Origin of the sequence: Luteococcus peritonei (genome assembly GCF_039526385.1) — a bacterium.
Lineage (GTDB): Bacteria > Actinomycetota > Actinomycetes > Propionibacteriales > Propionibacteriaceae > Luteococcus > Luteococcus peritonei.
On sequence record NZ_BAAAIX010000013.1, the window covers coordinates 263,729 to 287,925 of the forward strand.

Sequence of the window (24,197 nt, forward strand, 5' to 3'; positions counted from 1 at the left end):
GCCAGGGCGGCCGGGTAGAGCCAGGCGAAACGGGACAGGCTGGTACGGATCTTGTTCATGCTGGTGCTCCTGTGGGTCTGGAGGGGTGCTCAGAGACCGCGGCCGAGCATGCGCTCACGCTGGGTGAAGGCCTCGGGGTTGCGGGTCATCGACTCGGGGGCCAGGGCAGCCATGTAGTTGGCGGCGTTCCTGACGATGGCGTCGAGCATCTTCTTCATGGGTCTTCTCCTACGGGTCACTCGGTTGTGCTGGAGGACGCAGGAATCCACGCTGACCGCCGGGGGCACGTCACCCGGCCTCGGCCTGCTCTGCAGGACCCTGGCGGGCCCTGCAGTGGTGACAACGCAGTGGTCGGCCAGATCATTCCCGGGGCGGGGCAAGAGGTGGCACAGAGCAGATTTTCGGTGAACGCCGCGATGACGGTAGAGTTGGGGGGTCGCCCTCCCAACGGCACCCGCCGCAGGAGGAAGCACAGCAATCTTGGCTGGAGCCAGTCCAGTCCCATCGAGGAAAGGTCCCACTGTGGGTTCTGTCATCAAGAAGCGTCGCAAGCGGATGGCGAAGAAGAAGCACCGCAAGCTGCTGAAGAAGACGCGCATCCAGCGTCGCCGCGCGGGCAAGTAAGCCCCACGGCCCGGCCTCGACGCGATGCGTTGGCGGAAGAGGGCTGACGGCCACCATCCCGCAGAGCCCACCGGGCCTGCGGGTGTTGCCATCCCCACAACCGCCGACGAGCCGTCGCTGCCACAGGCCGAGGTGGTGCTGCTCACCCGCCAGGGATGCCACCTGTGCGAACTCGCGCTGCCCGTCGTGGAGCGCCTGGCCGGGGCGCATGGTGCCCGGCTGGCGCAGCTCGACGTGGACGCGGACGAGGCCCTGAGGGCTCGCTACACCGACCACGTGCCGGTGCTCTTCGTCCGCGGCCGGCTGGTGGACTACTGGCAGGTCCGCGAGGACCGGCTGGAGGCTGCCCTGGCGGGGCAGCCGGTGAGCCCGCCGGCTGCGTTGTGAGAGCCTCTTTGTGAAGATTTTCACCACCCGATACAGTGCAATCTCGCGTGGGTCCGCCACGCGGGCAATGTCGCGTGGGTCCGCCGCGCGGCTGCCAGCTCCCAGACCAGGAGTGTGATGTCGACGCCACGCCCGCAGATCCCTGAGGCGACCATCGCGCGTCTGCCCAGCTACCTGCGCGCTCTCGTCGACCTGGACGGCAACGGCGTCACCACCGTCAGCTCCACCGAGCTCGCCGAGGCGGCGGGCGTGCAGTCCGCCCTGCTGCGGCGCGACCTGAGCCACTTCGGCAGCTACGGAACCCGCGGCGTGGGCTACGAGGTGCCCGTCCTGATGCGTGAGATCGGCGAGCACGTCGGCACCGGCACGGTCTGGCCGGTCCTCGTCGTCGGCGTAGGCAACATGGGCCGTGCGCTGGCCCATCACGGCGCCTCGCTGGACGTCTCCTTCCAGGTGGTGGCCATGGTGGACAGCAACCCCGCCATCGTCGGCACCACCGTGGCCGGCATCCAGGTGCGCGACCAGTCGGACCTGGAGGCCGTCGTGGCCGAGTGCCGCCCGCGGATCGCCATCATCACCACCCCTCCGGAGGCCGCCCAGCAGGTCTGCGACCGCGTCGTGGCGGCCGGCGTCTCCAGCATCCTCAACTTCGCACCGGTCACCCTGACCATCCCCGAGGGGGCGACGGTACGCACCGTCGACCTCTCCCAGGAACTGCAGATCCTCGCCTTCCACGAGGCACGCCGAGAGCCCGCTACGGACGCGGACACCAAGGAGCTCGTCCGATGACCCTGTTGGCCGTCAGCATCAATCACCGCACGGCAGGCCTGGACCTGCTGGCCCGCGCCTCGATGGACACCGAGGGCAGCCGCCGCCTGGCGCGCGAGCTGGTGGACCACCCGCACGTGCAGGAAGCGCTGGTGCTCAGCACCTGCAACCGCACCGAGGTCTACCTGGAGGCGGACCGTTTCCACGGCGGGCTGGAGGCCGTGGCCGCCCAGCTGTCCGAGCAGATCGGCGTGGAGCGTTCCGCACTCAGCGAGCTGTGCGCCGTGGTGCACGACGAGGCGGCGGTGCGCCACTGCTTCAGCCTGGTGGCGGGGCTGGATTCCCTGGTGGTGGGGGAGAACCAGATCCTCGGCCAGGTCCGCGACGCGCTCAGCTCCGCCCAGGACATCCACTCCTCGGGCCCCGGCCTGAACGCCCTCTTCCAGACCGCGCTGCGGGTGGGCAAACGGGTCCAGTCCGAGACCTCGATCGGCGCCGCCGGGCGCTCCACCCTGTCGGCCGCGGTCGCCCAGCTCGACGAGGCCGGCATCGACTTCTCCGGCACCCGCGTGCTGGTGGTGGGCGCCGGTGCGATGGCCGGGCTGGCCGCCCGCTTGCTGGCCTCCCGCGGCGCCGTCGTGGACTGCGCCAACCGCACCCTGGCCAAGGCCGAGCTGCTCGCCACCGAGGTGGGCGGCCAGGCGATCGAGATGTCCGAGCTGCAGGCCGCCGTCGCCAGCCACCACGTGGTGATCACCTGCACCGGCGCCGCCGGCTCGCTGGTCAGCGCGGAGAGCCTGGGCGGCGGGCCGGCGCCGCGCGCCATCGTCGACCTGGCGATGCCGCCGGATGTCGACCAGGACGTGGTCCAGCGCGGCGTGATGCTGGTCAACCTGGCCAGCCTGCAGGGCCAGGACGATGCCGACGAGCACGACGTGGAGGCCGCCCGACGACTGGTCTCCAGCGAGGTGCAGGCCTACCTGGCCAGGCAGCGCGCCCAGGCCGTCACCCCCACCGTCGTCGCCCTGCGCCAGATGGCCGCCGGCGTCGTCGACACCGAGATGGCTCGGTTGGAGCGCCGCACCGACCTGGACGAGGCCACCGCCCGAGAGGTGCGCAATGCCCTCAAGCGGGTCTCGGAGAAGCTGATCCACTCGCCCACCGTGCGGGTGCGCGAGTTCGCCGAGGAGAACGAGGACGTGGACTACGCCGCCGCGCTGCGCAATCTGTTCGCCCTGGAGCCGCACCACGTGGCCACCTCCAGCCCGGACGACTGCCCGATCCTGGAGCGACGCGAGCCGGCCGGCGAGGCCTGCCCGGTGGTGACGGTGATGGGCGCATGAGCCGCACCATCCGCGTCGGGGCGCGTCGTTCCCCGCTGGCCGTGGCGCAGGCCGAGTGGGTGGCCTCCCAGCTCGAGGCCGCCGGGCACCCGGTGGAGGTGCTGGGCGTCGACTCGTTGGGCGACAAGGACCGACGCCGACTGACGGAGATCGGTGGCACCGGCATCTTCGCCACCGCGGTGCGCGACCTGCTGCACGACGGTTCGATCGACGTGGCCGTCCACTCCCTCAAGGACCTTCCGGTGGCCCCGGCCCCCGGCCTGGTGGTGGCCGCCATCCCGCAGCGCGAGGACGTCCGCGACGTGCTGGTGGGCCTGGCCGTCGAGCAGTGGCGCGACGGCACCAGGGTGGGCACGGGTTCGCCCCGGCGCGCCGTGCAGCTGGAGGCGATGGCCGCCGAGCGAGGGGTGCGCATCGAGGTGGTGCCGATCCGCGGCAATGTGGACTCCCGCTTCCGACTGGTCTCGGTCGGTGAGGTCGACGCCACCGTGCTGGCTGCGGCAGGGCTGCTGCGCCTGGGTCGGCTCGACGGTGTCACCACCGAGGTCACCGAGGGCCAGGACCGCGAGATCAACGGCGTGCCGGTGAGCCTGATGCCGGTGGGCCTGATGCTGCCCGCCGCCGGCCAGGGAGCCCTGGCCGTCGAGTGCCGTGAGGATGCCGAGGACTGGTTGCTCGCCGCCCTGGCCGACATCGACCACGCCCCCACCCGTGCCGCGATCACCGCGGAGCGCAGCTTCCTGGGCACGCTGGAGGCCGGCTGCCTGGCCCCGGTGGGCGCCCATGCCGTCACCGCCGAGGACCGTCTCGTGCTGCACGCCGTGGTTGGTCCGGCGCTGGAACCTGGGGCAGAATCGGCCAAGTTGGGTCAGTTGCTCAAGGTTTCTGGCGACGGCAGCGCCACCGATCCCGCGTCGGTGGGCCGCGCGCTGGCCACCGAGGTGCTGCCCCTGCTCGACGGCAACGGCCCCACGGCGGGCCGAGAGGACGGTTGAACCGAGTGAGTGACGTGACCAGCGCCGAGGCCATGGGCCACGGCAGGGTGCAGTTCGTGGGCGCCGGCCCCGGTGACCCGAACCTGCTGACCCTGGCCGCCGTCGCAGCCCTCGACGAGGCGTCCGCCATCCTGCTCGACGGCGACGACCTGCGCGGTGTGCTGGACCACCCGCTGGTGCGGTTGAACGGCAGCGTCACCGTCACGAGCTTCGGCGCCACCGAGAAGGCCCCCGAGGCCCCCGTCGAGGCCCGCGTGCATGCCATCCGTGAAGCCGCCGCGCCGGGCGCCTGCGTGGTGCGGCTGGTGGCAGGCGATCCCTTCCTCGACGGCCGGGTCTCCCGCGAGGCCGCCGCCTGCGCCCGCGCCGGGCTGGACATCGAGGTGGTCCCCGGGGTCTCGTCGATGACCGCCGTGCCCGAGTACGCCGGCGTGGACCTGGGTTCCGACCAGGTCCAGCTGATCCGGATGAGCGGCTCGCCACTGGAGCCGTGGGCCAACCACGGCACGCTGGTGGTGGAGTGCACCGCCGCCCAGCTGGGCACGGTGCAGGAGCACGCCCTGGCCTCCGGCCGCCAGAACACCGAGGAGGTGCTGATCACCTTCGCCGGTGGCTCCACCGCCCAGAACTCGCGGCAGGCCACGCTCAAGGAGCTGCCCCGCCTGGCCCGCAGCCTGGACCCGACCGCCGGGGTGCACCTGATGATCGGCTCCGGCGTCACCGGGAGCCCCCGCGCCGAACTCGACTGGTTCGAGTCCAAGCCGCTCTTCGGCTGGCGGGTGCTGGTGCCGCGCACCAAGGACCAGGCCGGCGAGATGGTGAACCGGCTGACCATGTACGGCGCCCATGCCGAGGAGGTGCCCACCATCCAGGTGGAGCCGCCGCGCACCCCGCAGCAGATGGACAAGGCGATCCGTGGCCTGGTGGAGGGCTGCTACGAGTGGGTGGCCTTCACCTCCACCAATGCGGTGCGCGCCGTGCGCGAGCGCCTGGAGGAGTACGGCCTGGACGCCCGCGCCTTCAGCGGCATCCGGGTGGCGGCCGTCGGACAGTCCACCTCCAAGGCCCTGCTGGCCTGGGGGATCAAGCCCGACCTGGTACCGCAGCACGAGCACTCCGCCGCCGGCCTGGCCGCCGAGTTCCCGGCCTGGGACGACGTGCTGGATCCGATCAACCGGGTGCTGCTGCCGCGCGCCGACATCGCCACCGAGGTGCTGGTGGAGGGCCTCACCGAGCTGGGCTGGGAGGTGGACGACGTCACCGCCTACCGCACGGTGCGCGCCTCGCCGCCGCCCGCCGAGATCCGTGAGGCCATCAAGACCGGCAAGTTCGACGCGGCGGTCTTCACCTCGTCCTCGACGGTGCGCAACCTGGTGGGGATCGCGGGCAAGCCGCACAACCACACGGTGATCGCGGCGATCGGACCGCAGACGGCCAAGAGCTGCATCGACCACGGCCTGCGCGTCGACGTGCAGGCCGAGCAGCCCAGCGCGCTGGAGCTGGTGGACGCGCTGGCGCAGTTCGCCCTGCAGCGTCGCGCGGAGCTGGTGGCGGAGGGACGCGCGGTCACCAAGCCGAGCGAGACGCGTCGTCGTCGGCGTCCCTCGACGCCGAGCGCTCCGACCGCCTGATCCACGCGCCGAGGCCGGGGAGCGTTCGCGACCTCCACCACCTGACGAAGCTCCGGCAAGGGGTGTCGCGGGAGCGGGCATAGACTCGCGGGTATGAATCGTCCCCGTCGACTCCGTACCAGTCCGGCCATGCGTGGCATGGTGAGCGAGAACTCCGTGGCGGCGCGCCAGTTGGTGCTGCCGGCCTTCGTGGCCGACGGGATCGACGAGGCGCGTCCGATCAGCTCCATGCCGGGCGTGGTGCAGCACACCATGGACGGGATCAAGCGGGCCGCCACCGAGTGCGCGGAGGCGGGGCTGGCCGGGATCATGCTCTTCGGCGTGCCGAAGCCCGAGGACAAGGACGCCACGGGCAGCCAGGCGCTGGCCGAGGACGGCATCCTGAACCGCGCCATCCGCGAGGTTCGTGCCGAGGTGGGCGACTCGCTGCTGGTGATGAGCGATGTCTGCCTCGACGAGTTCACCGACCACGGCCACTGCGGCGTGCTGGACCCCGACGGCGTCGTCAACAACGACGTCACCGTGCTGCTCTACGCCGAGATGGCCCGACAGCACGCGGAGAACGGCGCGCACGTGGTGGCGCCCAGCGGCATGATGGACAGCCAGGTGCAGGCGATCCGCGAACAGCTGGACGACGCCGACCACACCGACGTGGCGATCATGGCCTACGGCGCCAAGTACGCCAGCGCCTTCTACGGGCCCTTCCGCGAGGCGGTGGGCAGCTCGCTGCAGGGTGACCGCAAGACCTACCAGCAGGACCCGGCCAACTCCCGCGAGGCGCTGCGCGAGGTCTTCGCGGACATCGAGCAGGGGGCGGACATCGTGATGGTGAAGCCGGCCCTGCCCTACCTGGACATCCTGCGCCAGGTGCGCGATGCCGTGGACATCCCGGTGGCCGCCTACAACGTCTCCGGCGAGTACTCGATGGTGGAGGCGGCCGCCGCCAACGGCTGGCTGGACCGCGATCGCACCATCGACGAGAGCCTGCTGGCGATCCGTCGCGCCGGTGCCGACATCATCCTGAGCTACTGGGCCCTGGAGTGGGCACAGCGCCAGCGCTGAGAGGCACCTGGTGATTCCTGTGTGCATGCACACGCCCATGCACACAAGCTCTCGAGGATGTAGCGGCACCGGCTGACCTGCCACGCTGTGTCTGTTTCGTGCGCCTGTCTCCTGCGTCCGGCAGCCGCGTCGAGGGGCGCAGCGGATGTGCCGGGCCTTTCTTGTGCGCATGCACACGCCCATACACACATCGCGCGAGTGGGTGTTGTCCCAAGCATCGCCAGTTGGTGTTGTGCCAAGAATCTCGTGGCGGGCCACCCGGCCCCGGCCTCCCGGAGCGGGCGGTCCCGGTCGGACTGTGCGCATACACACCCCCATACACACCTCGTTCGGATGGGTCGTCCCAATGACATCGTTCCGCTGCGGGGCTGCGGGGCTGCGGGGCTGCGGGGCTGCGGGGCTGCGGGGCTGCGGGGCTGCGGGGCTGCGGGTGGTGCCACTGGGCGTCTGGTGGCGAAGCGGGCGACGCAACTCCCCAGTGGACGCCGAGGAGCCTCCTCAACCCGGCCGGCGTCCCAATCCAGCCTCAGATGTCGAGCACCTCGAGCGGCGTTGGCCGGTAGCAGGCCCGCAGCTTGTCCACCGCCACCTGGGGGAGCGTCACAGCGGCCAGGAGTTCGTCAACGGTCTCGAAGACCAGCAGCTCATCGCCCTGGCGATCACCCCAGTCGAACCAGCCCTGGTCGTCACGCTCGATGTCCTCGTCGAGGCCAGATCCACTCACGGGATCGGACCTTCCGAGCGGACCGGACCAGTTGGAGAGCGCGCCGCTGCGCAGCGCCGACCAGTCCGGATCGGACCAGCACCAGACCGCCAGGCGATCACGTGCCGTCTGGTGCACCGTGACGCCCGAGTGCCGCCCCGGGTGTCGCGGCTCCACCAGCACCTCGACCAGCTCACGCGCGCGGAAGCGCTTGGTGATCCGGTGGGACCCGCGCCCCACCACCACCTCCACCTCGTCGAAGCGCAGGCCTCCGCGGCGCTGCGCCAGGAAGAGCTGCAGCCCCTGCTCGACCGCCGCAGACAGGCTGCCAGCCAGTAGGGCGGCCTCCTCGTAGAGCCCCTCCTGACCGGCCTGCACGTAGATGTTGCGTCGTCCCATGGGGCGCACGGTAGGCACACGATGGGCACCGCCGCACGGCGCGAGGTCGAGGCTGTGGACAATTCCTCGGCGCCCGCCGGCCTGTGGACAACCGGGCCAGGGATTCGGACCCGCTCGCGGCGCCGACTAGGCTGGCGCCCATGCAGACCGTGCCCACCTCCGAGGAACTGTTCGCGCGCGCCCAGCGGTCCATCCCCGGCGGGGTGAACTCGCCGGTGCGGGCCTATCGGGCCGTCGGTGGCACCCCGCGCTTCATCACCAGCGCCCATGGTGCCTTCGTCGTCGACGCCGACGGCAACGAGCTGGTGGACCTGGTGGGCTCCTGGGGTCCGATGATCCTGGGCCACGCCCACCCGCAGGTGCTGGACGCGGTGCGCGAGACCGCTTCGTGCGGCACCTCCTTCGGTGCCCCCACCGAGGCCGAGGTGGCCCTGGCCGAAGCCATCATCGAGCGCACCCCCGTCGAGCAGGTGCGCCTGGTGAACTCCGGGACCGAGGCCACCATGAGCGTGCTGCGCCTGGCCCGCGGCATCACCGGACGCTCCAAGGTGGTCAAGTTCGCCGGCTGCTACCACGGCCACGTCGACGCCCTGCTGGTGGCCGCCGGATCCGGCGTCGCGACCCTGGGTGACAGCGCCTCGCGCGCCGTCCCCGCCAGCCCCGGCGTCCCGGACGTCGTCGCCGCCGACACCATCGTCGTGCCCTACAACGACCGCGCCGCCGTCGAAGCGGCCTTCGCCGAGCACGGCGACCAGATCGCCTGCATCATCACCGAGGCCGCCCCCGGAAACATGGGTGTGGTGGAGCCCGGTGTGGTGGACGGCGAGCACTTCAACGCCTTCCTGCGCCGTACCGCCCACGCCCATGGCGCCCTGTTCGTCTCCGACGAGGTGATGACCGGCTTCCGCGTCACCCGCAGCGGCCAGTACGGCGCCGACGGCGTCGAGCCCGACCTGATGACCTTCGGCAAGGTGATGGGCGGTGGCTTCCCGACCGCGGCCTTCGGCGGCTCCGCCGAGCACATGGCCCACCTCTCCCCGCTGGGCGGCGTCTACCAGGCCGGCACCCTGAGCGGGAACCCGGTGGCCTCCGTGGCCGGCGCCACCACGCTCGCGCTGTGCACCGAGGAGGTCTACTCCCACCTCGACGCCCTGTCCGACCAGCTGCAGTCCGCGGTCAGCACCGCGCTCACCGCCTTCGGTGTGCCGCACACCATCAACCGCGCCCGCAGCATGTTCAGCGTCTTCCTGGGCACGCAAGGCCCGGTCGCCAACTACGAGCAGGCCCAGCAGCAGAACCCCGAGGCCTTCGCCGCCTTCTTCCACGCCATGCTCGACCAGGGCATCTACCTGCCGCCCTCGGGCTACGAGTGCTGGTTCCTGTCCGCCGCCCACGACCAGGCCGTCCTCGACCGGATCGTCGACGCGCTGCCCAAGGCCGCCGCAGCGGCGCGGAAGGCACTGTGAGCGGGTTGCATCGCCGCCAGCTGCTGATCGGGGCCGGCGGCCTGCTGCTGCCGGGTCTGGTGGGCTGCTCCAACTCCACCGGCGCCAGCGAGGACGAGGGCTTCGCCGTCGGCGACGGCACCTACACCCGGATCCCGGTGGACGAGCGCACCGCCGCCCCCGAGCTGTCCGGCAAGGACCTCGACGGCAAGCCGCTGTCCCTGGCCGACCACCGCGGCACCGTCGTCGTGCTCAACGTCTGGGGCTCCTGGTGCTCGCCCTGCCGCCACGAGGCGCCGCAGCTGGTGGAGGCCGCCGCTCGCACCAAGGGCAAGGCCCAGTTCATCGGGATCAACACCCGCGACCTGGACCCGGCCCCGGCCAAGGCCTTCGCGCGCAGCTTCAAGATCACCTTCCCCCACTTCTTCGACCCCGACGGCAGCCTGCTGCTCCAGCTCAAGGCCATCCCGCCGAAGGCGATTCCCAGCACCCTGGTGCTGGACAAGCAGGGGCGCATCGCCGCCCGGATCCTGGGCGAGACCACCGCCAGCACCCTGGTGGGCACCGTCGAGGACGTCGCGGCGGGGAAGTGATTCGATGACCCCCACCCCGCTCCCGCTGCTCGACATCGGTTCCTGGGCCAGCCAGACCATCGGCGACGGCAGCATGCTGCTCGCCATCCCGGTGGCCGTGCTCGCCGGCCTGGTCAGTTTCTTTTCGCCCTGCGTGCTGCCGCTGCTGCCCGGCTACCTCAGCTTCGCCACCGGCCTGACCGCCTCCGAGGTGCTCGAGGGCCGCGGCAGCCGCAGCCGGATGGTGCTGGGCACCAGCCTGTTCATCGCGGGCTTCGCCGTGGTCTTCGTCGCCACCGGAACCCTGGTGGGCAGCCTGGGCGCCGCGCTGATCACCCACCAGCGCGCCCTCAACGTCGTGGTGGGCCTGCTCACCATCCTGCTGGGCGCCATCTTCCTGGGCCTGGTCCCGATCGGCCAGGGCGAGCTGCGGCTGCACCGGGTGCCGCGGATGGGCCTGCTGGCCGCACCCTTGCTCGGCATCGTCTTCGGGGTCGGCTGGACGCCTTGCATCGGCCCCGCCCTCGGTGCCGTGCTGGGCCTCGGCCTGAGCGAGGGAACTGCCGCCCGCGGCGGCCTGCTGGCCCTGTGCTACGCCCTGGGGCTCGGCCTGCCCTTCCTGCTGGCGGGCCTGGCCATGAACCGGATGGCCCGCGCGATCGGCTTCGTGCGCCGTCACCAGCTCGCGGTCCAGCGCGCCGGGGGAGTGCTGATGGTCCTGGTGGGCCTGATGCTGCTCACCGGCCTGTGGGACCAGGCGATGGCGGTGCTGCGGCAGTGGGCCGCCAACTGGACAACCCCGATCTGATGGAGCGCCCCGATCCGATGACCACGAAGACCTCGGGCGCCACCGCCCCGGCCGTCCAGCCCTTCGGGCCGCGCGAGATGCTGCGCTGGGTCTGGACCCAGCTGACCAGCATGCGCACCGCCCTGGCGCTGCTCTTCCTGCTGGCCCTGGGCGCCATCCCCGGCTCGCTGATCCCGCAGCGCAGCCAGTCGGCCATCAAGGTGCGCAACTTCCAGACCGACCACCCCGAACTCAACCGCTTCTACGAGCCGCTGGGGATGTACGACGTCTACACCTCGCCCTGGTTCAGCGCCATCTACCTGCTGCTCTTCGCCTCGCTGATCGGCTGCATCATCCCGCGGATCCGGGTCTACGCCCGCGCCCTGCGCTCCGAGCCCCCGCGGATGCCCTCGCGGCTGGACCGGCTGCCGGAGCACCGGTTGCTCGCCGTCGCCCCCGGGACAGCCCAGGCCGTCGCGCTGGACCGGGCCGAGACCTGGCTGCGCTCCCACCGTTTCCGCACCGCCCGTCGCACCGACGCCAACGGCGTGGAGGGACTGAGCGCGGAGCGTGGCTACCTGCGCGAGTTCGGCAACCTGCTCTTCCACCTCAGCCTGGTCTTCGTGCTGCTGGGCGTCGCCTGGAACAACCTGCTCGGCTTCAAGGGCTCCACGATCATGGTGGAGGGCCAGGGCTTCAGCAATGTCATCACCCAGTACGACGAGTACCGGGCCGGCGCCTGGGTGGACACCGACGAGCTCAACCCCTTCACGCTGAAGCTCGACAAGTTCATCGTGAAGTTCGAGACCGGCCAGGTGCAGCGCGGCGCCGCCCGCGACTTCCAGGCCCAGATGTCGGTGGATGCCGACGGCGAGACGTCGAAGCGTACCGTGCGGGTGAACCACCCGATCGGCATCGACGGCGACAAGGTGCACCTGATCGGCCACGGCTATGCCGCCCACGTCACGGTGCGTGACGGCAACGGCGACGTCGCCTGGCAGGGGCCGGTGGTCTTCCTGCCGCAGGACGGCAACTTCACCTCCAGCGGCGTCGTCAAGGTGCCCGACGCGCGTCCTGACCGGCTCGCCTTCCAGGGCATCTTCCTGCCCACCGCCCCGGAGAAGGGGATGATGGGCCACTCCCTGTTCCCCGACGCCTACAACCCCTCGCTCTTCCTGAACGCCTGGTGGGGCGGGCCGCGCAACGAGACCGGCCGGCCGGAGAACATCTACGCGCTGGACACCGCCGGGATGACGCAGTTCAAGAACGGCGACGACATCCTGCGCTTCGTGCTCAAGCCCGGCGAGGGCTACGACCTGCCCCAGGACAAGGGCAGCATCGAGTTCGACGGCTGGTCGCGCTGGACCAAGGTGCAGATCAGCCGCGCTCCCGGCCTGCCGCTGACCTTCGGCTCCATCGCCGCCGCCGTGCTGGGCCTGTGCCTGAGCCTGTTCGTGCGTCCGCGACGGCTGTGGCTTCGCACCCGGCAGGCCGAAGATGGCACCCTGATGGTGGAGGTCGCCGGGCTCGACAGGGCGGATGCCCGCACCGGGCTGGGCGAACAGGTGGAGGAGCTGGGCGGCGTGGCCGCCGGCACTCCCAGGCAGGAGGACGACGAGTGAACATCCAGGAACTGTCCGCGCTCGGCATCGTGACCGCCGCTGTGGTCTACCTGCTGGCCTTCATGGCGCACGCGGCGGAGTGGGCCAGCGCGCGCGACCTGCCGGTGCGCCCGGCCGACCGCAGCCCGGCCCGCGAGCGCGAGCTGGTGACCGCCGGCGCGCCCTCGACATCCCCCGCCCCTGCCGCCGGGCCGTCGCCGCTGGACGGCGCCCAGGAGGAGAGCACCCGGATCCGGGTGGACATGTTCGGGCGGCTGGGCGTGGGGCTGACCATGATCGCGGCCGCCTGCCACCTGGCCGGCTGGGTGCTGCGCGGGGTGGCCGCCCATCGGTTGCCCTGGGGCAACATGTACGAGTTCACCATCTCCGCCCTGGCCTTCGTCGTCATCGCCTACCTGGTGCTGGCGCTGCGCCACAACATGCGCTGGCTTGGCCTGCCGATGACCCTGCTGCTGGCCATCGGCTGCGGCCTGGCCGCGACGGTCTTCTACGTCGCCGTCGCCCCGCTGGTGCCGGCCCTGCACTCGGTCTGGTTCATCATCCACATCGTCGCGGCCTGCATCGCGGGTGCCGCCTTCAACCTGGGCGGCCTGGCCTCGATCATCTACCTGTTCAAGGCCCGCTCCGAGGCGAAGGGCGCCACCACCGGCTACCTGGCCAAGCTGCCCAGCGCCCGCAAGATGGACACCTTCGCCTACCGGGCGCATGCCTTCGCCTTCCCGATCTGGACGTTCACCATCGCGGCCGGCTCCATCTGGGCCGAGTACGCCTGGGGTCGCTTCTGGGGCTGGGATCCGAAGGAGACCTGGAGCCTGGTGACCTGGGTGGTCTACGCCATGTACCTGCACGCCCGCGCCACCGCCGGCTGGAAGGGCCGCAATGCCGCGATCATCGCGATCATCGGCGTGGTGAGCTTCTGGTTCAACTTCATCGGCGTGAACCTGCTGGTCAGCGGCCTGCACTCCTATGCCGGCATCTGAGTCGACGCCTCCCGACCAGCCCGGCGGGGTCTGGCCCTACCCGGTGGACGACGAGGTCGAGCCCGAAGCCCCTCCGCGTCCCGGCCTGGTGCGTGGTGCCCGCGCCACCCTGGCGGTGCTGCTGGCCTGCTTCGTGCTGCTGCCCTTCAGCGACGCCCTGGGCCGTGGCGGCCCCATCGTGCTGGGGCTGGTGGTCTTCCTCACCGGCTGCCTCGGCGCCATGACGGCCAGCCATGCTCGCCGCCTCGGCCTGCTGGTGGCCAATGTCGCCTGCTCGATGCTGGCGCTGCCCTGGTTCGTCTACCACATCTTCCGGATGATCGGCCTGATCTGAGGCGGTTAGGCTGGGGCCATGACTGCACTCGTGACCGGAGCCAGCGGAGGCCTGGGCCAGGCCTTCTGCGACCACCTCGCCGCCCAGGGCCATGACATCGTCCTGGTCAGCCGTCGCGTCGACAAGCTGGAGCAGATCGCCGGCTCGTTGCGCGACCGCTTCGGCGTCGAGGCCACCGTGCTGGCCTGCGACCTGAGCGAGGAGTCGGCCCGCGACGAACTCTTCGAGCAGGTCCGCAGCCGCGGCCTCACGGTCGACGTGCTGGTGAACAATGCCGGCTTCGGCACCCTCGGCGAGTTCTCCGAGGCCGAGGTGGCCCGCCTCAACGACGAGATCGGCCTGAACTGTGCCGCCGTCGCCCACCTCTCGCGGCTCTTCCTGCCCGGCATGCTGGCCCGCGACAAGGGCGACATCATCAACGTCGCCTCCACCGCCGCCTTCCAGCCCATCCCCACCATGGCCGTCTACGCCGCCACCAAGGCCTTCGTGCTCAGCTTCAGCCAGGCGCTGTGGCAGGAGACCCGTCGCACCGGCGTGCGTGTCATCGCGCTGTGCCCCGGCCCCACCCAGACCGACTTCTTCGCCGTGGCCGGCGACGACGCCGCGATGACCCGCCGACGCAGCCCGCAGCAGGTGGTGGACTCCTGCTTCACCGCCCTGGACCGTCGCCTGCCCAGCGTCACCGACGGCGCCTTCAACGCCCTGCAGGCCCAGTTCGCCCGCGTCATGCCCGCCATGGTCTCGGCCCCGGTGGCCCGGCTCGCGGTGCGACCCGCCCGCACGAAGTGAGCCCCGCCGGCGGCCTGGACCACCGGGCCTGCCCCTGCGGCAGCGGCGCGCTGCTCGCCGACTGCTGCGGTCCGCTGCTCGACGGGCACCCGGCCGCCACCGCCGAGGCCCTGATGCGCTCGCGCTACACCGCCTTCGCGCTCGCCGGGCGGCACCCGCAGGCCGCCAACCATCTCTTCCGCAGCTGGCACCCGGCGCACCGTCCCGAGGACGTGGCGCCGGACCCCTCGCAGCACTGGGAGGGGCTGTCGGTCACCGAGGTGGTCGACGGCGGCCCCGAGGACCAGGCCGGCGAGGTGAGCTACCGGGCCCGGTGGCGGGCCGGAAGCACCCGTGGGGTGCTCAGTGAGCGCTCCTTCTTCGTGCGCCGCGCCGGACGCTGGGTCTACCTGGACGGCGAGGTGGACTGAGCCCGGTCGCCTCGAATCTCGCTCGACGCCGGTGCGAGCGGGCACCGTCGACGCCGGGTAGCGTTGGGAGGCATGGAGCACTTCGACCTGGTGGTCATCGGATCCGGATCTGGCAACTCGCTCATCGACGAGCGCTTCGCAGGCCTGCGCGTGGCCATGGTGGAGCGCGGCGTCTACGGCGGTACCTGCCTCAACGTGGGCTGCATCCCCACCAAGATGTTCGTCCTTCCCGCGGACCATGCCATCGCCCCGGAACAGGCGCGCCGCCTCGGCGTCGACCAGCAGACCACGGCGGTGCACTTCAGCCAGATCCGCGACCGCATCTTCGGCCGGATCGACCCGATCTCGGCCGGGGGCAAGCAGTGGCGCGAGCAGAGCGAGAATGTCACGGTCTTCACGGGGACTGGTCGGTTTGTCGACAACCACACCCTGGAGATCGCCCTCCAGGGCGAGGACGAGCCGGTGCGGATCAGCGGGGATCGCTTCGTGCTGGCCGCCGGTTCCCGCGCCACACTGCTCGACGTGCCGGGTGCGAACGACCCCCAGGTGGCTCCCAAGGTGCACACCTCGGACACGATCATGCGGCTGGCGGCCCTGCCCGAGCGCCTGGTCATCCTGGGCGGTGGCTACATCGCGAGCGAGTTCGCCCACGTCTTCAGCGCCTACGGCAGCCAGGTCACCATGATCAACCGCAGCGAGCGGCTGCTGCGTCGTGAGGACGAGGAGATCAGCGAGCGGTTCACCAAGATCATCTCCCGTCGGGTGAACCTGCAGCTGAACCAGCAGGTGGTGCGGGTGGAGCCGCACCGCGGCGACGTCGTGGTCGTCACCCAGGACCCCAACGGGATCGAGTACAGCTACCCGGCCGACGTGGTCCTGGTGGCCCAGGGGCGCGTCCCCAACGGTGACGGTCTGGAGCTGGAGCGTGCCGGTGTCGAGACCGACCAGCAGGGCTACGTGGTGGTCGACGAGCAGCAGCGCACCAGCCAGGCCCACATCTGGGCCCTGGGCGATGTCAGCTCGCCCTACCAGCTCAAGCACGTCGCCAACCACGAGATGCGGGTGGTGCAGGTGAACCTGCTGGCCGAGATCGCGGGGGAGCAGGCCACGGTCAGCTCCGACCACCGCTTCGTGCCGCACGCCATCTTCACCGAGCCGCAGATCGCCTCGGTGGGTGCCACCGAGCAGGAGCTGCGCGAAGCCGGCACCCCCTGCATCACCACGGTGCAGGCCTATGGCGACGTCGCCTACGGCTGGGCCATGGAGGACGCCGACCATGCCGTGAAGCTGATCAGCGATCCTGCGGCCGAGACCCTGCTGGGCGCCCACATCATCGGCCCGCAGGCCTCCACCCTGCTCCAGCCGCTGATCCAGGCGATGAGCTTCGGCCTGGGCGTGGAGGAGATGGCACGCGGTCAGTACTGGATCCACCCGGCGCTCACCGAGGTGCTCGAGAACGCCCTGCTGGGCCTGGTGGAGCAGCGAGGCTGAAGCCCGGGGGCCCGAGGGCGACGGCTTGCGGTGGTCAGCGCCTGACGGAATGGTGGACGTCGCGGGGATGCCGCGTGCTGCGCTGGTGGCCGTCGCGGTGCTGTGCTTGACTCGCCCCGTGACCTCCCCCGAGTCCTCCCCCGAGTCCTCCCGCCCTGTCCTGGCCGCTCTGGCCTGTCTTCCGCTGCTGGTCAGCGCCGCCTGCTCCGGACCGGTCTCCGAGCAGTCTGTGGCCACCCCGGCGTCCGCGTCGGCCAGCGGCAGCGAGGCCGCCTCCCCGCAGCCGGGCGGCTCCGCCGCCTCCTCCGGGACGACCTCCTGCCAGCAGCTGGCACAGCAGATGTCGCGCGAGGAGCAGGTGGGCCAGCTCTTCATGGTTGGCACCGTGGACCTGGAGCCGGGCTCTGACCTGCAGCAGGTGGTGACCGAGCACCACATCGGCTCGGTGATCTACTTGGGCAACGGCACGCGCAGCCTGGCGCAGACCGCGGCCATGAGCAGCCGGATGAGCGGCTGGAGCGACGCGCAGGTGGGCCTGTTGGTGGCGGTGGACCAGGAGGGCGGCCAGATCCAGCGGCTGGACGGGCCCGGTTTCGCGGACATGCCGTCGGCGCAGAACCAGGCGGGGATGAGCGACCAGGTGCTGCGCACCAACTGGACGAGCTGGGGCAAGCAACTGCGCCAGGCTGGGGTGCGCTACGACCTGGCCCCGGTGGCCGACGTGGTCCCGGAGGACATGGCCTCGCGCAACGAGCCGGTGGGGCAGCTGAAGCGAGGCTACGGCAGCACCGACGAGCAGGTGGGCGCCAAGGTCACCGCCGTGGTGCAGGGGCTCACCGAGGCCGGCGTCGCCAGCTCGCTGAAGCACTATCCGGGGCTGGGCCGGGTCACCACCAATACCGACTTCGGCTCCGCCACCGACGACGTCACCACCCTGGATGACACCGGCAGCTTCCGCGCCGGGATGCAGGCCGGGGCGAGCTCGGTGATGCTCAGCTCCACCATCTACTCCAAGATCGATCCCGGCGTCCACGCCATGTTCTCCTCCAAGATCATCACTGACGGACTGCGCGGCAAGGACGGCTGGGACAAGGTGGTGATCTCCGACGACATGGGCTCCGCGGCGGCGGTGGCCGACGTGCCCGCCAAGGATCGTGCGGTGCGCTTCATCTCCGCCGGCGGCGACCTGGTGATCAATGCCGATCCCGGCCTGATGGACGAGATGGTCTCCGGTGTCACCCAGAAGGCGGAGACGGACCAGGCCTTCGCCGAGGCCCTGCCCAGCCACGTCGCCCGCGTCCTGGAGCTGAAGGCCCAGGTGGGCCTGGTGGAGTGCAGCCGCTGACCTCCCGGAACCACCAGCTGGCCGCCCGGACAGACCTGTGCCTTCTGGCTTCCCGGGGGAGATCCAGGCCCCTGTCGTCGCCGCATGACCACCCCTGACCTGCGTGTGCTCGCGCTGGCCGCCGCGGGCCTCGCCCTGGTGGCCTGCAGCAGCACCGCCTCCTCCGAGCCCTCGCAGCCGGGCAGCGCCGCTGCCTCGACGCAGACGAGCGTCGCCGCGCCCTCGATGTCGACCGACCCCGGCCAGGCGTCGAGCACGCCGCAGGTCTCCGCGGACGGCTCCGCCTCGCCGACGCCGGAGGCGAGCAGCTCGTCCAGCCCCTCGGCCCCGGGCCACGTGACCTATCCCGCCCGCCTGAGCTGCACCAGGCCTTCCGAGGCCCTTCTGGAGCGGGCCGGCGTCACCATCGCCTCCCATCCGGGAACTTGGCAGGGCGGCGCCCTGGTGGAGGCGGCCACCACGAACACCGGAACCTGGTACGTGCTCGCCGTGGACCGGGGACACCAGCTCGACAACGGCACGGCCACCGAGGGCGGCAGCCGGTCGTTGGCCCTCACCAACGGCCCCACCGGTGGGGGTCGGCTGATCCCGCTGGCCGGGTGGAGCAGGGCAAGCCGGTGAGCCAGGACTGGTCGCGGGTGACCTGGCGTGGCGAGCTGCTGGAGCAGGGGCGGCGTGCCGCCGCAGAGGCACTGCGCTGCCTGGACCAGGAGCACCCGGTCTGAGCCGGGCCGCCCGGCCCGCAAACCGGCGCGCGTCGGCTCGTCGCGCTGCGATAACCTCGGACGGTAACCCGCGAGACCGGGCGTGTTCGCGCGCCCCTGAGAGGCACAGATGAACGAGCCGCTGCACCGCTACACCGCCGAGCTGGCCAACCAGATCGAGACCGCCTGGCAGGACCGGTGGGAGGCCGAGGGCACCTTCGAGGCGCCCAACCCGGCCGGCCCCTGGGCCGAGCCCGAGAAGGTCGCGGGACGCGAGAAGCTCCTGGTCATCGACATGTTCCCCTACCCCAGCGGCTCCGGCCTGCACGTGGGGCACCCGCTGGGCTACATCGCCACCGACGTCTTCAGCCGGTTCAACCGGATGCTGGGCAAGAACGTGCTGCACTGCATGGGCTATGACGCCTTCGGCCTGCCGGCCGAGCAGTACGCCATCGAGACCGGCACCCACCCGCGGATCACCACCGAGGCCAACATCGAGGTCTACAAGCGCCAGCTGCGCCGCCTGGGCCTGGACCACGACGAGCGCCGCTCGATCCGCACCATCGACCCGGACTACTACCGCTGGACCCAGTGGATCTTCACCCAGATCTTCAACGCCTGGTACGACCCCGAGGCAGTCCGTCCCGACGGCGGCAAGGGCCGTGCCCGCCCGATCGACGAGCTGGTGGCCGAGCTGGCCTCCGGCGAGCGCGAGCTGACCGGTGACTTCGCCGGCCGGAGCTGGGCCGAGCTGAGCAACAAGGAGCAGGGCGACTACCTGGACGGCTTCCGGCTGACCTATGCCGACGAGGCCCCGGTGAACTGGGCCCCCGGCCTGGGCACCGTGCTGGCCAACGAGGAGGTCACCAACGAGGGACGCTCCGAGCGCGGCAACTTCCCCGTCTTCAAGGCCAACCTGCGCCAGTGGAAGATGCGGATCACCGCCTACGCCGACCGGCTGGCCACCGACCTGGACCGCGTCGAGTGGCCGGAGAACATCAAGGCCCTGCAGCGCAACTGGATCGGCAAGAGCCACGGCGCCCATGTGCACTTCACCGGCCCGAACGGGGAGGACCTGGAGGTCTTCACCACGCGCCCCGACACCCTGTTCGGCGCCTCCTTCATGGTGCTGGCCCCCGAGCACCCGCTGGTGGCCTCCCTGGTGGGTGAGGGCAGCAGCTGGCCCGAGGGCACCCGTGAGGCGTGGACCGCGGGTGCGGCCAGCCCGAAGCAGGCCGTCGAGGACTACCAGAAGGCCGCCGGGCGCAAGTCCGACGTCGAGCGCCAGATGGACGACAAGACCAAGACCGGCGTCTTCACCGGCGCCTGGGCCACCAACCCGGTCAACGGCGCCCAGGTGCCCGTCTTCATCGCCGACTACGTCCTGATGGGCTACGGCACCGGCGCGATCATGGCCGTCCCCTCGGGCGACAGCCGTGACTTCGACTTTGCCCGCGCCTTCGACATCGACATCATCGACGTGATCAGCCCCGCCGTCGACGGCACGGCAGACCCCGACTGGCCCGGCACGGTGGCCCAGGGCGAGGCCTTCACCGGCGAGGGCGTGATGGTCAACTCCGCCAACGACGAGCTGGACCTGAACGGGATGGGCGTGGCCGAGTCCAAGGCCGCCATGATCGCCTGGCTGGAGTCGAAGGGCGCCGGCGAGGGCACCGTCAACTACCGGATGCGCGACTGGCTGTTCAGCCGCCAGCGCTACTGGGGCGAGCCCTTCCCGATCGTCTACGACGCCGACGGCGTGCCCCACGCCCTGCCCGACGAGATGCTGCCGCTGGAGCTGCCGGAGGTGGACGACTACTCGCCGCGCACCTTCGACGCCGACGACCGCGACTCCAAGCCGGAGGCGCCGCTGGCCCGCGCCACCGACTGGGTCAACGTGGAGCTGGATCTGGGCGACGGGCTGAAGACCTACCGTCGCGAGACCAACACCATGCCGCAGTGGGCCGGTTCTTGCTGGTACTTCCTGCGCTACCTGGACCCGGCCAACGGCGAGGCCCTGGTGGACCCCGAGGTGGAGAAGTACTGGATGGGCAAGCACGCCCAGCCCGTCCCCGGTGCCCCCGCGGGCACCGTGGACCCGGGCGGCGTGGACCTGTACGTCGGCGGCGCCGAGCACGCCGTGCTGCACCTGCTCTACGCCCGCTTCTGGATCAAGGTGCTCAACGACCTGGGCCACATCCAGGCCGAGGAGCCCTTCCGCAAGTACTTCGCGCAGGGCATGATCCAGGCCTACGCCTACACCGACGGTCGTGAGGTCTACGTGCCGGCCGCCGAGATCGAGGAGCGCGGCGAGGGCAAGGCCACCACCTACTGGTACAAGGGGGAGCAGGTCACCCGTCGCGCCGGCAAGATGGGCAAGAGCCTGAAGAATGCCGTCAGCCCCGACGAGATGTACCAGGCCTACGGCGCCGACACGCTGCGCGTCTACGAGATGAGCATGGGCCCGCTTGAGCTGAGCCGGCCCTGGGAGACTCGCGCCGTGGTGGGCTCGCAGCGCTTCCTGCAGCGGCTGTGGCGCAATGTGGTAGACGAGGAGACCGGCGAGCTGGCCGTCACCGACGAGCCGATGGACACCGAGACCGCGCGCATCCTGCACCGCACCATCGCCGCGGTTCGCGAGGACTACGCCAGCCTGGGCTTCAACACCGCCATCGCGCGGCTGATCGAGCTGAACAACCACCTGACCAAGCTGGACGCGGTGCCCCGCGAGGCGGCCGAGAAGCTGGTGCAGATGGTGGCTCCGGTGGCCCCGCACATCGGGGAGGAGCTGTGGCGTCGGCTGGGCCACGAGCAGAGCATCACCTACCAGGCCTTCCCCGAGGCCGATGAGGCGCTGCTGGTGGCCGACACCGTGACCTGCGTGCTGCAGGTGAAGGGCAAGCTGCGCGCCACCCTGGACGTGGCCGCCGACATCAGCGAGGCCGACCTGGAGCAGCTGGCGCTGGCGCACCCGAAGACCGCCGAGTTCGCCCCCGACGGGGTGCGCAAGGTGATCGTGAAGGCCCCCAAGCTGGTCAACATCGTCCCCGCCTGACCGCTGGCGCAGACGGCACCGGGCCCTTGCGGCCCGGTGCCGTTCGCCGCTCCGGGTGACCTGCCGGCGGACCGTGGCCATGCCGCCCTGCGGGTGGTGTGCCGGCCGGCCTTGGGGCCTAGCGTGGATGGACCCGTCCCCACGAACCAGGAGAAGCAGATGAGCGAGCTCGTGACCACCTACCTGCAGGACCACCATGCAGGCTCCAGCGCCGGCGTCGAGGGCTTCGAGCGCGTCGCCGAGCAGCACGGTGACCCCGAGGTGCGGGCCGCCGTCGCCCGGCTGGCCCAGCAGATCCGCGAGGACCAGGACAGCCTGCAGCAGATCATGGACACCGTCGGGGCCAGCAGCTCCACCATCAAGGACGTCGCCGGTTGGGTGGGGGAGAAGGTCGCCCGCCTCAAGCCCAATGAGCGCATCGCCGAGCGGTCCCCGCTGTCGGACGTGCTGGAGCTGGAGGCGCTGGTGATGGCCGTCCACGCCAAGGGACTGCTCTGGAAGGGCCTGCTGGCCGTCGACGACGAGCGGCTCGACGCCGGTCAGCTGCAGCGCCTGGCCGACCGGGCCGATGCCCAGCGTGAGGAGCTGGACCGGTTGCGGCTGGGCCAGATCCACAAGCTGCGTCAGCACTGAGCAAGCCCGGTAGGGTTGGTCCATGCCGAAGATGAATGTCGAGAGCTTCAACCTCGACCACACCGCCGTGGCCGCCCCGTTCATCCGGGTGGCAGACCGCAAGCAGCTGCCCCAGGGCGACGTCCTGGTGAAGTACGACGTGCGCTTCTGCCAGCCGAACAAGGCCCATCTGGAGATGGCGGTGGTCCACTCGCTGGAGCACACCATGGCGGAGCACTTCCGCAACCATGCCGACTACATCGTCGACTTCTCCCCGATGGGCTGCCAGACCGGCTTCTACCTGATCGTGGTGGGTGACCACGACCAGGCCGAGGTCGAGCAGCTGGTGGCGGACACCCTCACCGACGTGCTCAACGCCACCGAGGTACCCGCCGCCAACGAGGTGCAGTGCGGCTGGGGCGCCAACCACACCCTGGAGGGCGCCCAGCAGGCCGCTCGCGCCATGCTGGAGCAGCGCGCCGCCTGGGGCCAGGTGATGGCGTGAGCGACGTCCTGCTGCTGGCGGCGATGGCGGAGGAGACCCGCCCCGTGCTGGCCGGCCGCGAGTACACCGAGCTGAATGTGCGACGCGGCCGCGCCTGGCGCCTTGAGGAGGCCGGCAAGGTGGTCACCCTGGTCACCTGTGGCATCGGCCTGGTCAATGCCGCCGTCTCCACCGCCCTGGCCATCGAGACCCACAGCCCCCGCGCGGTGGTCTCGATCGGTTCGGCTGGCGGGCTGGGCAAGGACGTCCGGGTGGGCGACATCATCGTCGGTGACTCCTACCGCTACGCCGATGCGGACTCCACCGCCTTCGGCTACGAGTACGGCCAGATCCCGTCGATGCCGCTGGCCTATGCCGGCGACGAGCGGCTGCTCGAGATGGTCCGCGCGGACCAGGCCGATGACACCGTGCACGTGGGGGAGATCGTCTCCGGCAACTCCTTCATCGACGCCCGCCTGGCGCCCACGGTGCAGGAGCGCTTCCCGCAGGCCCTGGCCGCGGACATGGAGTCCACCGCCATCGCCCAGGTGGCGCGGGGCTACAAGCTGCCCTTCGTCTGCGTGCGCTCGATCAGCGACCTGTGCGGCCCGAGCGCCGCGACGGACTTCCGCGGCGCCGTGGAGACCGTCGCCGAACGCTCCGCCGCCGCGGTCTGGCGGCTGGTCGCCCAGCTCTGAACCTCAGGCCGGCTCCACCTGCCACCAGGTGACCGGCACGGCTGCCTTGCCGCAGCTCTCCGGCAGTTCCAGCTCCTCGGAGCTGCCCCGGCACACCAGCAGGTCCTCCACGCGCCCGTCGGCGTGGACCACCCGCACCAGGTCGTCCTGCTCGGTGAGCGCCCAGGCCGTCGGGTCGGCGACCTGGTCGCGGTCCCGCAGCCAGGCGTCGGCGACGCGGGAGCGCTGGGGCAGGCAGCTGCGGCCGCGGTCGTGGCGGGCGTCCAGGCAGAGCAGCTCTCCGGACAGCGCCCGATGGCCCAGCGCCTCGTCCACCCGGGCCAGCACCTGACGGCTGGGGAGCGCCAGCGCCGTGGCGGCGAATCGGTGGCCACCCAGGTGGGTGGCCTCCCAGACCTGTTCCGGATGGCCGACGGCCAGGCTGCGGGCGAGCCGGCCACCGCTCACCGCGCAGCAGCGGTCCCGCTTGCCATTGCTGCAGACCAGCAGCACCGGCTCGCAGGGCTCCAGCCAGTCCGGCCGCGGGGCCGTGGCCAGTGCCGCCGGTTCGGTGCCCAGCAGGTGGATCAGGTCCTCCGGGCGGGTGACGGTGCAGCGGCCCAACCAGGGCGAGGCCGACGGTCCTCCGCCCACCAGCACACGGCGTGGTGCCGCGGCGTCCTCGCGCTCCGCGGGGGAGCGAACCAGCAGCAGCCGGCCCCCGGCCGTGGCCACCAGCTCCTCCAGCCGTGCACCCAGCGCCGGGTCCAGGTGCGACTGGGTGAAGGCCTTGGCGCCCCACGGTCCGGGTTGCTCCAGCGCCACCCAGAAGCGGGCGTCGGGGGCCGTCCCCAGGGCGGGGATGTCGGCCTCGGACCAGGCAGTGGCGCAGTTCTGCATGGGCCCCAGCCTAGGTGTTGGTCGCAGGCAGGTTCATGACACTCGGGTGATGGGAGCTTTCCCGCCGAGGGCGCTGTG

Annotated in this window: 25 protein-coding genes; 22 read left to right on the top strand and 3 right to left on the bottom strand. The window is 71.2% G+C overall.

Annotation, left to right across the window (positions count from 1 at the left end):
- Positions 1-89 precede the first annotated feature (89 nt).
- Positions 90-218 carry a hypothetical protein gene (locus ABD073_RS06335; protein ID WP_343873104.1) on the bottom strand — a complete coding sequence of 43 codons (129 nt, stop codon included), beginning with the start codon at positions 216-218 and terminating at the stop codon, positions 90-92.
- Between the two features lie 304 nt (positions 219-522).
- Between ABD073_RS06335 and ABD073_RS06340 the strand changes: the two genes are divergently transcribed.
- The 7 genes from ABD073_RS06340 to hemB all read left to right on the top strand — a co-directional run bounded on the left by ABD073_RS06340 (position 523) and on the right by hemB (position 6,810).
- Complete coding sequence (locus ABD073_RS06340) at positions 523-624, top strand: 30S ribosomal protein bS22 (RefSeq protein ID WP_002550589.1); 102 nt, start codon at positions 523-525, stop codon at positions 622-624.
- 24 nt (positions 625-648) lie between these two features.
- Positions 649-1,011 carry a glutaredoxin family protein gene (locus tag ABD073_RS06345; RefSeq protein WP_343873106.1) on the top strand — a complete coding sequence of 121 codons (363 nt, stop codon included), beginning with the start codon at positions 649-651 and terminating at the stop codon, positions 1,009-1,011.
- 30 nt (positions 1,012-1,041) lie between these two features.
- Positions 1,042-1,800: a redox-sensing transcriptional repressor Rex gene (locus ABD073_RS06350; protein WP_343873158.1), complete on the top strand. Its 759-nt coding sequence runs from the start codon at positions 1,042-1,044 to the stop codon at positions 1,798-1,800.
- Positions 1,797-3,122 (top strand): glutamyl-tRNA reductase, encoded by a 1,326-nt coding sequence (gene hemA, locus ABD073_RS06355; RefSeq protein WP_343873107.1) that lies wholly within the window; start codon positions 1,797-1,799, stop codon positions 3,120-3,122. The genes ABD073_RS06350 and hemA overlap by 4 nt, the downstream gene beginning before the upstream one ends.
- Positions 3,119-4,117, top strand: coding sequence for a hydroxymethylbilane synthase (gene hemC, locus ABD073_RS06360; protein WP_343873108.1), 999 nt, complete (start codon positions 3,119-3,121; stop codon positions 4,115-4,117). The genes hemA and hemC overlap by 4 nt, the downstream gene beginning before the upstream one ends.
- A gap of 32 nt (positions 4,118-4,149) precedes the next feature.
- The gene (locus ABD073_RS06365) at positions 4,150-5,748 is read left to right on the top strand and encodes a bifunctional uroporphyrinogen-III C-methyltransferase/uroporphyrinogen-III synthase (RefSeq protein WP_386751405.1); all 1,599 of its coding nucleotides are present in this window, start codon (positions 4,150-4,152) and stop codon (positions 5,746-5,748) included.
- 93 nt (positions 5,749-5,841) lie between these two features.
- Positions 5,842-6,810 carry a porphobilinogen synthase gene (gene hemB / locus ABD073_RS06370; RefSeq protein ID WP_343873110.1) on the top strand — a complete coding sequence of 323 codons (969 nt, stop codon included), beginning with the start codon at positions 5,842-5,844 and terminating at the stop codon, positions 6,808-6,810.
- 526 nt (positions 6,811-7,336) lie between these two features.
- On the opposite strand, the gene ABD073_RS06375 is transcribed toward hemB, so the two are convergent.
- Positions 7,337-7,912, bottom strand: a complete 576-nt coding sequence (locus tag ABD073_RS06375; RefSeq protein WP_343873112.1) for an EXLDI protein — start codon at positions 7,910-7,912, stop codon at positions 7,337-7,339.
- A 149-nt stretch (positions 7,913-8,061) separates the two neighbouring features.
- Between ABD073_RS06375 and hemL the strand changes: the two genes are divergently transcribed.
- From hemL to ABD073_RS06450, 15 genes are all read left to right on the top strand, one after another.
- The gene (gene hemL / locus ABD073_RS06380; RefSeq protein ID WP_425559930.1) at positions 8,062-9,378 is read left to right on the top strand and encodes a glutamate-1-semialdehyde 2,1-aminomutase; all 1,317 of its coding nucleotides are present in this window, start codon (positions 8,062-8,064) and stop codon (positions 9,376-9,378) included.
- Positions 9,379-9,383: 5 nt separating this feature from the next.
- Positions 9,384-9,950 (top strand): TlpA family protein disulfide reductase, encoded by a 567-nt coding sequence (locus ABD073_RS06385; RefSeq protein WP_343873159.1) that lies wholly within the window; start codon positions 9,384-9,386, stop codon positions 9,948-9,950.
- A 4-nt stretch (positions 9,951-9,954) separates the two neighbouring features.
- The gene (locus ABD073_RS06390; protein WP_386751388.1) at positions 9,955-10,737 is read left to right on the top strand and encodes a cytochrome c biogenesis CcdA family protein; all 783 of its coding nucleotides are present in this window, start codon (positions 9,955-9,957) and stop codon (positions 10,735-10,737) included.
- 17 nt (positions 10,738-10,754) lie between these two features.
- Entirely contained in the window at positions 10,755-12,338 is a 1,584-nt protein-coding gene (gene resB, locus ABD073_RS06395) for a cytochrome c biogenesis protein ResB (protein WP_386751390.1), read from the top strand.
- Positions 12,335-13,318, top strand: a complete 984-nt coding sequence (gene ccsB / locus ABD073_RS06400; RefSeq protein ID WP_343873117.1) for a c-type cytochrome biogenesis protein CcsB — start codon at positions 12,335-12,337, stop codon at positions 13,316-13,318. The genes resB and ccsB overlap by 4 nt, the downstream gene beginning before the upstream one ends.
- Positions 13,305-13,652, top strand: coding sequence for a hypothetical protein (locus ABD073_RS06405; protein WP_343873120.1), 348 nt, complete (start codon positions 13,305-13,307; stop codon positions 13,650-13,652). The genes ccsB and ABD073_RS06405 overlap by 14 nt, the downstream gene beginning before the upstream one ends.
- A gap of 18 nt (positions 13,653-13,670) precedes the next feature.
- Positions 13,671-14,441 carry an SDR family NAD(P)-dependent oxidoreductase gene (locus ABD073_RS06410; RefSeq protein WP_343873122.1) on the top strand — a complete coding sequence of 257 codons (771 nt, stop codon included), beginning with the start codon at positions 13,671-13,673 and terminating at the stop codon, positions 14,439-14,441.
- Positions 14,438-14,851 (top strand): YchJ family protein, encoded by a 414-nt coding sequence (locus ABD073_RS06415; RefSeq protein ID WP_343873124.1) that lies wholly within the window; start codon positions 14,438-14,440, stop codon positions 14,849-14,851. Before ABD073_RS06410 ends, ABD073_RS06415 begins: the two co-directional genes overlap by 4 nt.
- A 72-nt stretch (positions 14,852-14,923) precedes the next feature.
- Positions 14,924-16,342, top strand: a complete 1,419-nt coding sequence (locus ABD073_RS06420; protein ID WP_343873126.1) for a mycothione reductase — start codon at positions 14,924-14,926, stop codon at positions 16,340-16,342.
- Positions 16,343-16,460: 118 nt separating this feature from the next.
- Positions 16,461-17,687, top strand: a complete 1,227-nt coding sequence (locus tag ABD073_RS06425) for a glycoside hydrolase family 3 N-terminal domain-containing protein (RefSeq protein WP_343873128.1) — start codon at positions 16,461-16,463, stop codon at positions 17,685-17,687.
- Between the two features lie 84 nt (positions 17,688-17,771).
- Entirely contained in the window at positions 17,772-18,308 is a 537-nt protein-coding gene (locus ABD073_RS06430; protein WP_343873130.1) for a hypothetical protein, read from the top strand.
- Positions 18,309-18,521: 213 nt separating this feature from the next.
- Positions 18,522-21,446 carry a leucine--tRNA ligase gene (leuS, locus tag ABD073_RS06435; RefSeq protein ID WP_343873132.1) on the top strand — a complete coding sequence of 975 codons (2,925 nt, stop codon included), beginning with the start codon at positions 18,522-18,524 and terminating at the stop codon, positions 21,444-21,446.
- 159 nt (positions 21,447-21,605) lie between these two features.
- Entirely contained in the window at positions 21,606-22,079 is a 474-nt protein-coding gene (locus ABD073_RS06440; RefSeq protein WP_343873134.1) for a hypothetical protein, read from the top strand.
- Positions 22,080-22,101: 22 nt separating this feature from the next.
- Complete coding sequence (locus ABD073_RS06445) at positions 22,102-22,563, top strand: S-ribosylhomocysteine lyase (protein ID WP_343873135.1); 462 nt, start codon at positions 22,102-22,104, stop codon at positions 22,561-22,563.
- Positions 22,560-23,240, top strand: a complete 681-nt coding sequence (locus ABD073_RS06450; RefSeq protein WP_343873137.1) for a 5'-methylthioadenosine/adenosylhomocysteine nucleosidase — start codon at positions 22,560-22,562, stop codon at positions 23,238-23,240. Before ABD073_RS06445 ends, ABD073_RS06450 begins: the two co-directional genes overlap by 4 nt.
- Before the next feature lie 3 nt (positions 23,241-23,243).
- Here the strand turns inward: ABD073_RS06450 and ABD073_RS06455 are convergent, their stop codons facing one another.
- The gene (locus ABD073_RS06455; RefSeq protein ID WP_343873139.1) at positions 23,244-24,119 is read right to left on the bottom strand and encodes a ferredoxin family protein; all 876 of its coding nucleotides are present in this window, start codon (positions 24,117-24,119) and stop codon (positions 23,244-23,246) included.
- Positions 24,120-24,197 lie beyond the last annotated feature (78 nt).

Excerpts from the sequence above, each read along its gene's own strand:
- ABD073_RS06335 (WP_343873104.1), bottom strand. The coding sequence starts at position 218 with ATGAAGAAGATGCTCGACGCCATCGTCAGGAACGCCGCCAACTACATG.
- ABD073_RS06345 (WP_343873106.1), top strand. The coding sequence starts at position 649 with ATGCGTTGGCGGAAGAGGGCTGACGGCCACCATCCCGCAGAGCCCACC.
- hemA (WP_343873107.1), top strand. The coding sequence starts at position 1,797 with ATGACCCTGTTGGCCGTCAGCATCAATCACCGCACGGCAGGCCTGGAC.
- hemC (WP_343873108.1), top strand. The coding sequence starts at position 3,119 with ATGAGCCGCACCATCCGCGTCGGGGCGCGTCGTTCCCCGCTGGCCGTG.
- ABD073_RS06365 (WP_386751405.1), top strand. The coding sequence starts at position 4,150 with ATGGGCCACGGCAGGGTGCAGTTCGTGGGCGCCGGCCCCGGTGACCCG.
- hemB (WP_343873110.1), top strand. The coding sequence starts at position 5,842 with ATGAATCGTCCCCGTCGACTCCGTACCAGTCCGGCCATGCGTGGCATG.
- ABD073_RS06375 (WP_343873112.1), bottom strand. The coding sequence starts at position 7,912 with ATGGGACGACGCAACATCTACGTGCAGGCCGGTCAGGAGGGGCTCTAC.
- ABD073_RS06390 (WP_386751388.1), top strand. The coding sequence starts at position 9,955 with ATGACCCCCACCCCGCTCCCGCTGCTCGACATCGGTTCCTGGGCCAGC.
- resB (WP_386751390.1), top strand. The coding sequence starts at position 10,755 with ATGACCACGAAGACCTCGGGCGCCACCGCCCCGGCCGTCCAGCCCTTC.
- ABD073_RS06405 (WP_343873120.1), top strand. The coding sequence starts at position 13,305 with ATGCCGGCATCTGAGTCGACGCCTCCCGACCAGCCCGGCGGGGTCTGG.
- ABD073_RS06410 (WP_343873122.1), top strand. The coding sequence starts at position 13,671 with ATGACTGCACTCGTGACCGGAGCCAGCGGAGGCCTGGGCCAGGCCTTC.
- ABD073_RS06420 (WP_343873126.1), top strand. The coding sequence starts at position 14,924 with ATGGAGCACTTCGACCTGGTGGTCATCGGATCCGGATCTGGCAACTCG.
- ABD073_RS06430 (WP_343873130.1), top strand. The coding sequence starts at position 17,772 with ATGACCACCCCTGACCTGCGTGTGCTCGCGCTGGCCGCCGCGGGCCTC.
- leuS (WP_343873132.1), top strand. The coding sequence starts at position 18,522 with ATGAACGAGCCGCTGCACCGCTACACCGCCGAGCTGGCCAACCAGATC.
- ABD073_RS06440 (WP_343873134.1), top strand. The coding sequence starts at position 21,606 with ATGAGCGAGCTCGTGACCACCTACCTGCAGGACCACCATGCAGGCTCC.
- ABD073_RS06445 (WP_343873135.1), top strand. The coding sequence starts at position 22,102 with ATGCCGAAGATGAATGTCGAGAGCTTCAACCTCGACCACACCGCCGTG.
- ABD073_RS06455 (WP_343873139.1), bottom strand. The coding sequence starts at position 24,119 with ATGCAGAACTGCGCCACTGCCTGGTCCGAGGCCGACATCCCCGCCCTG.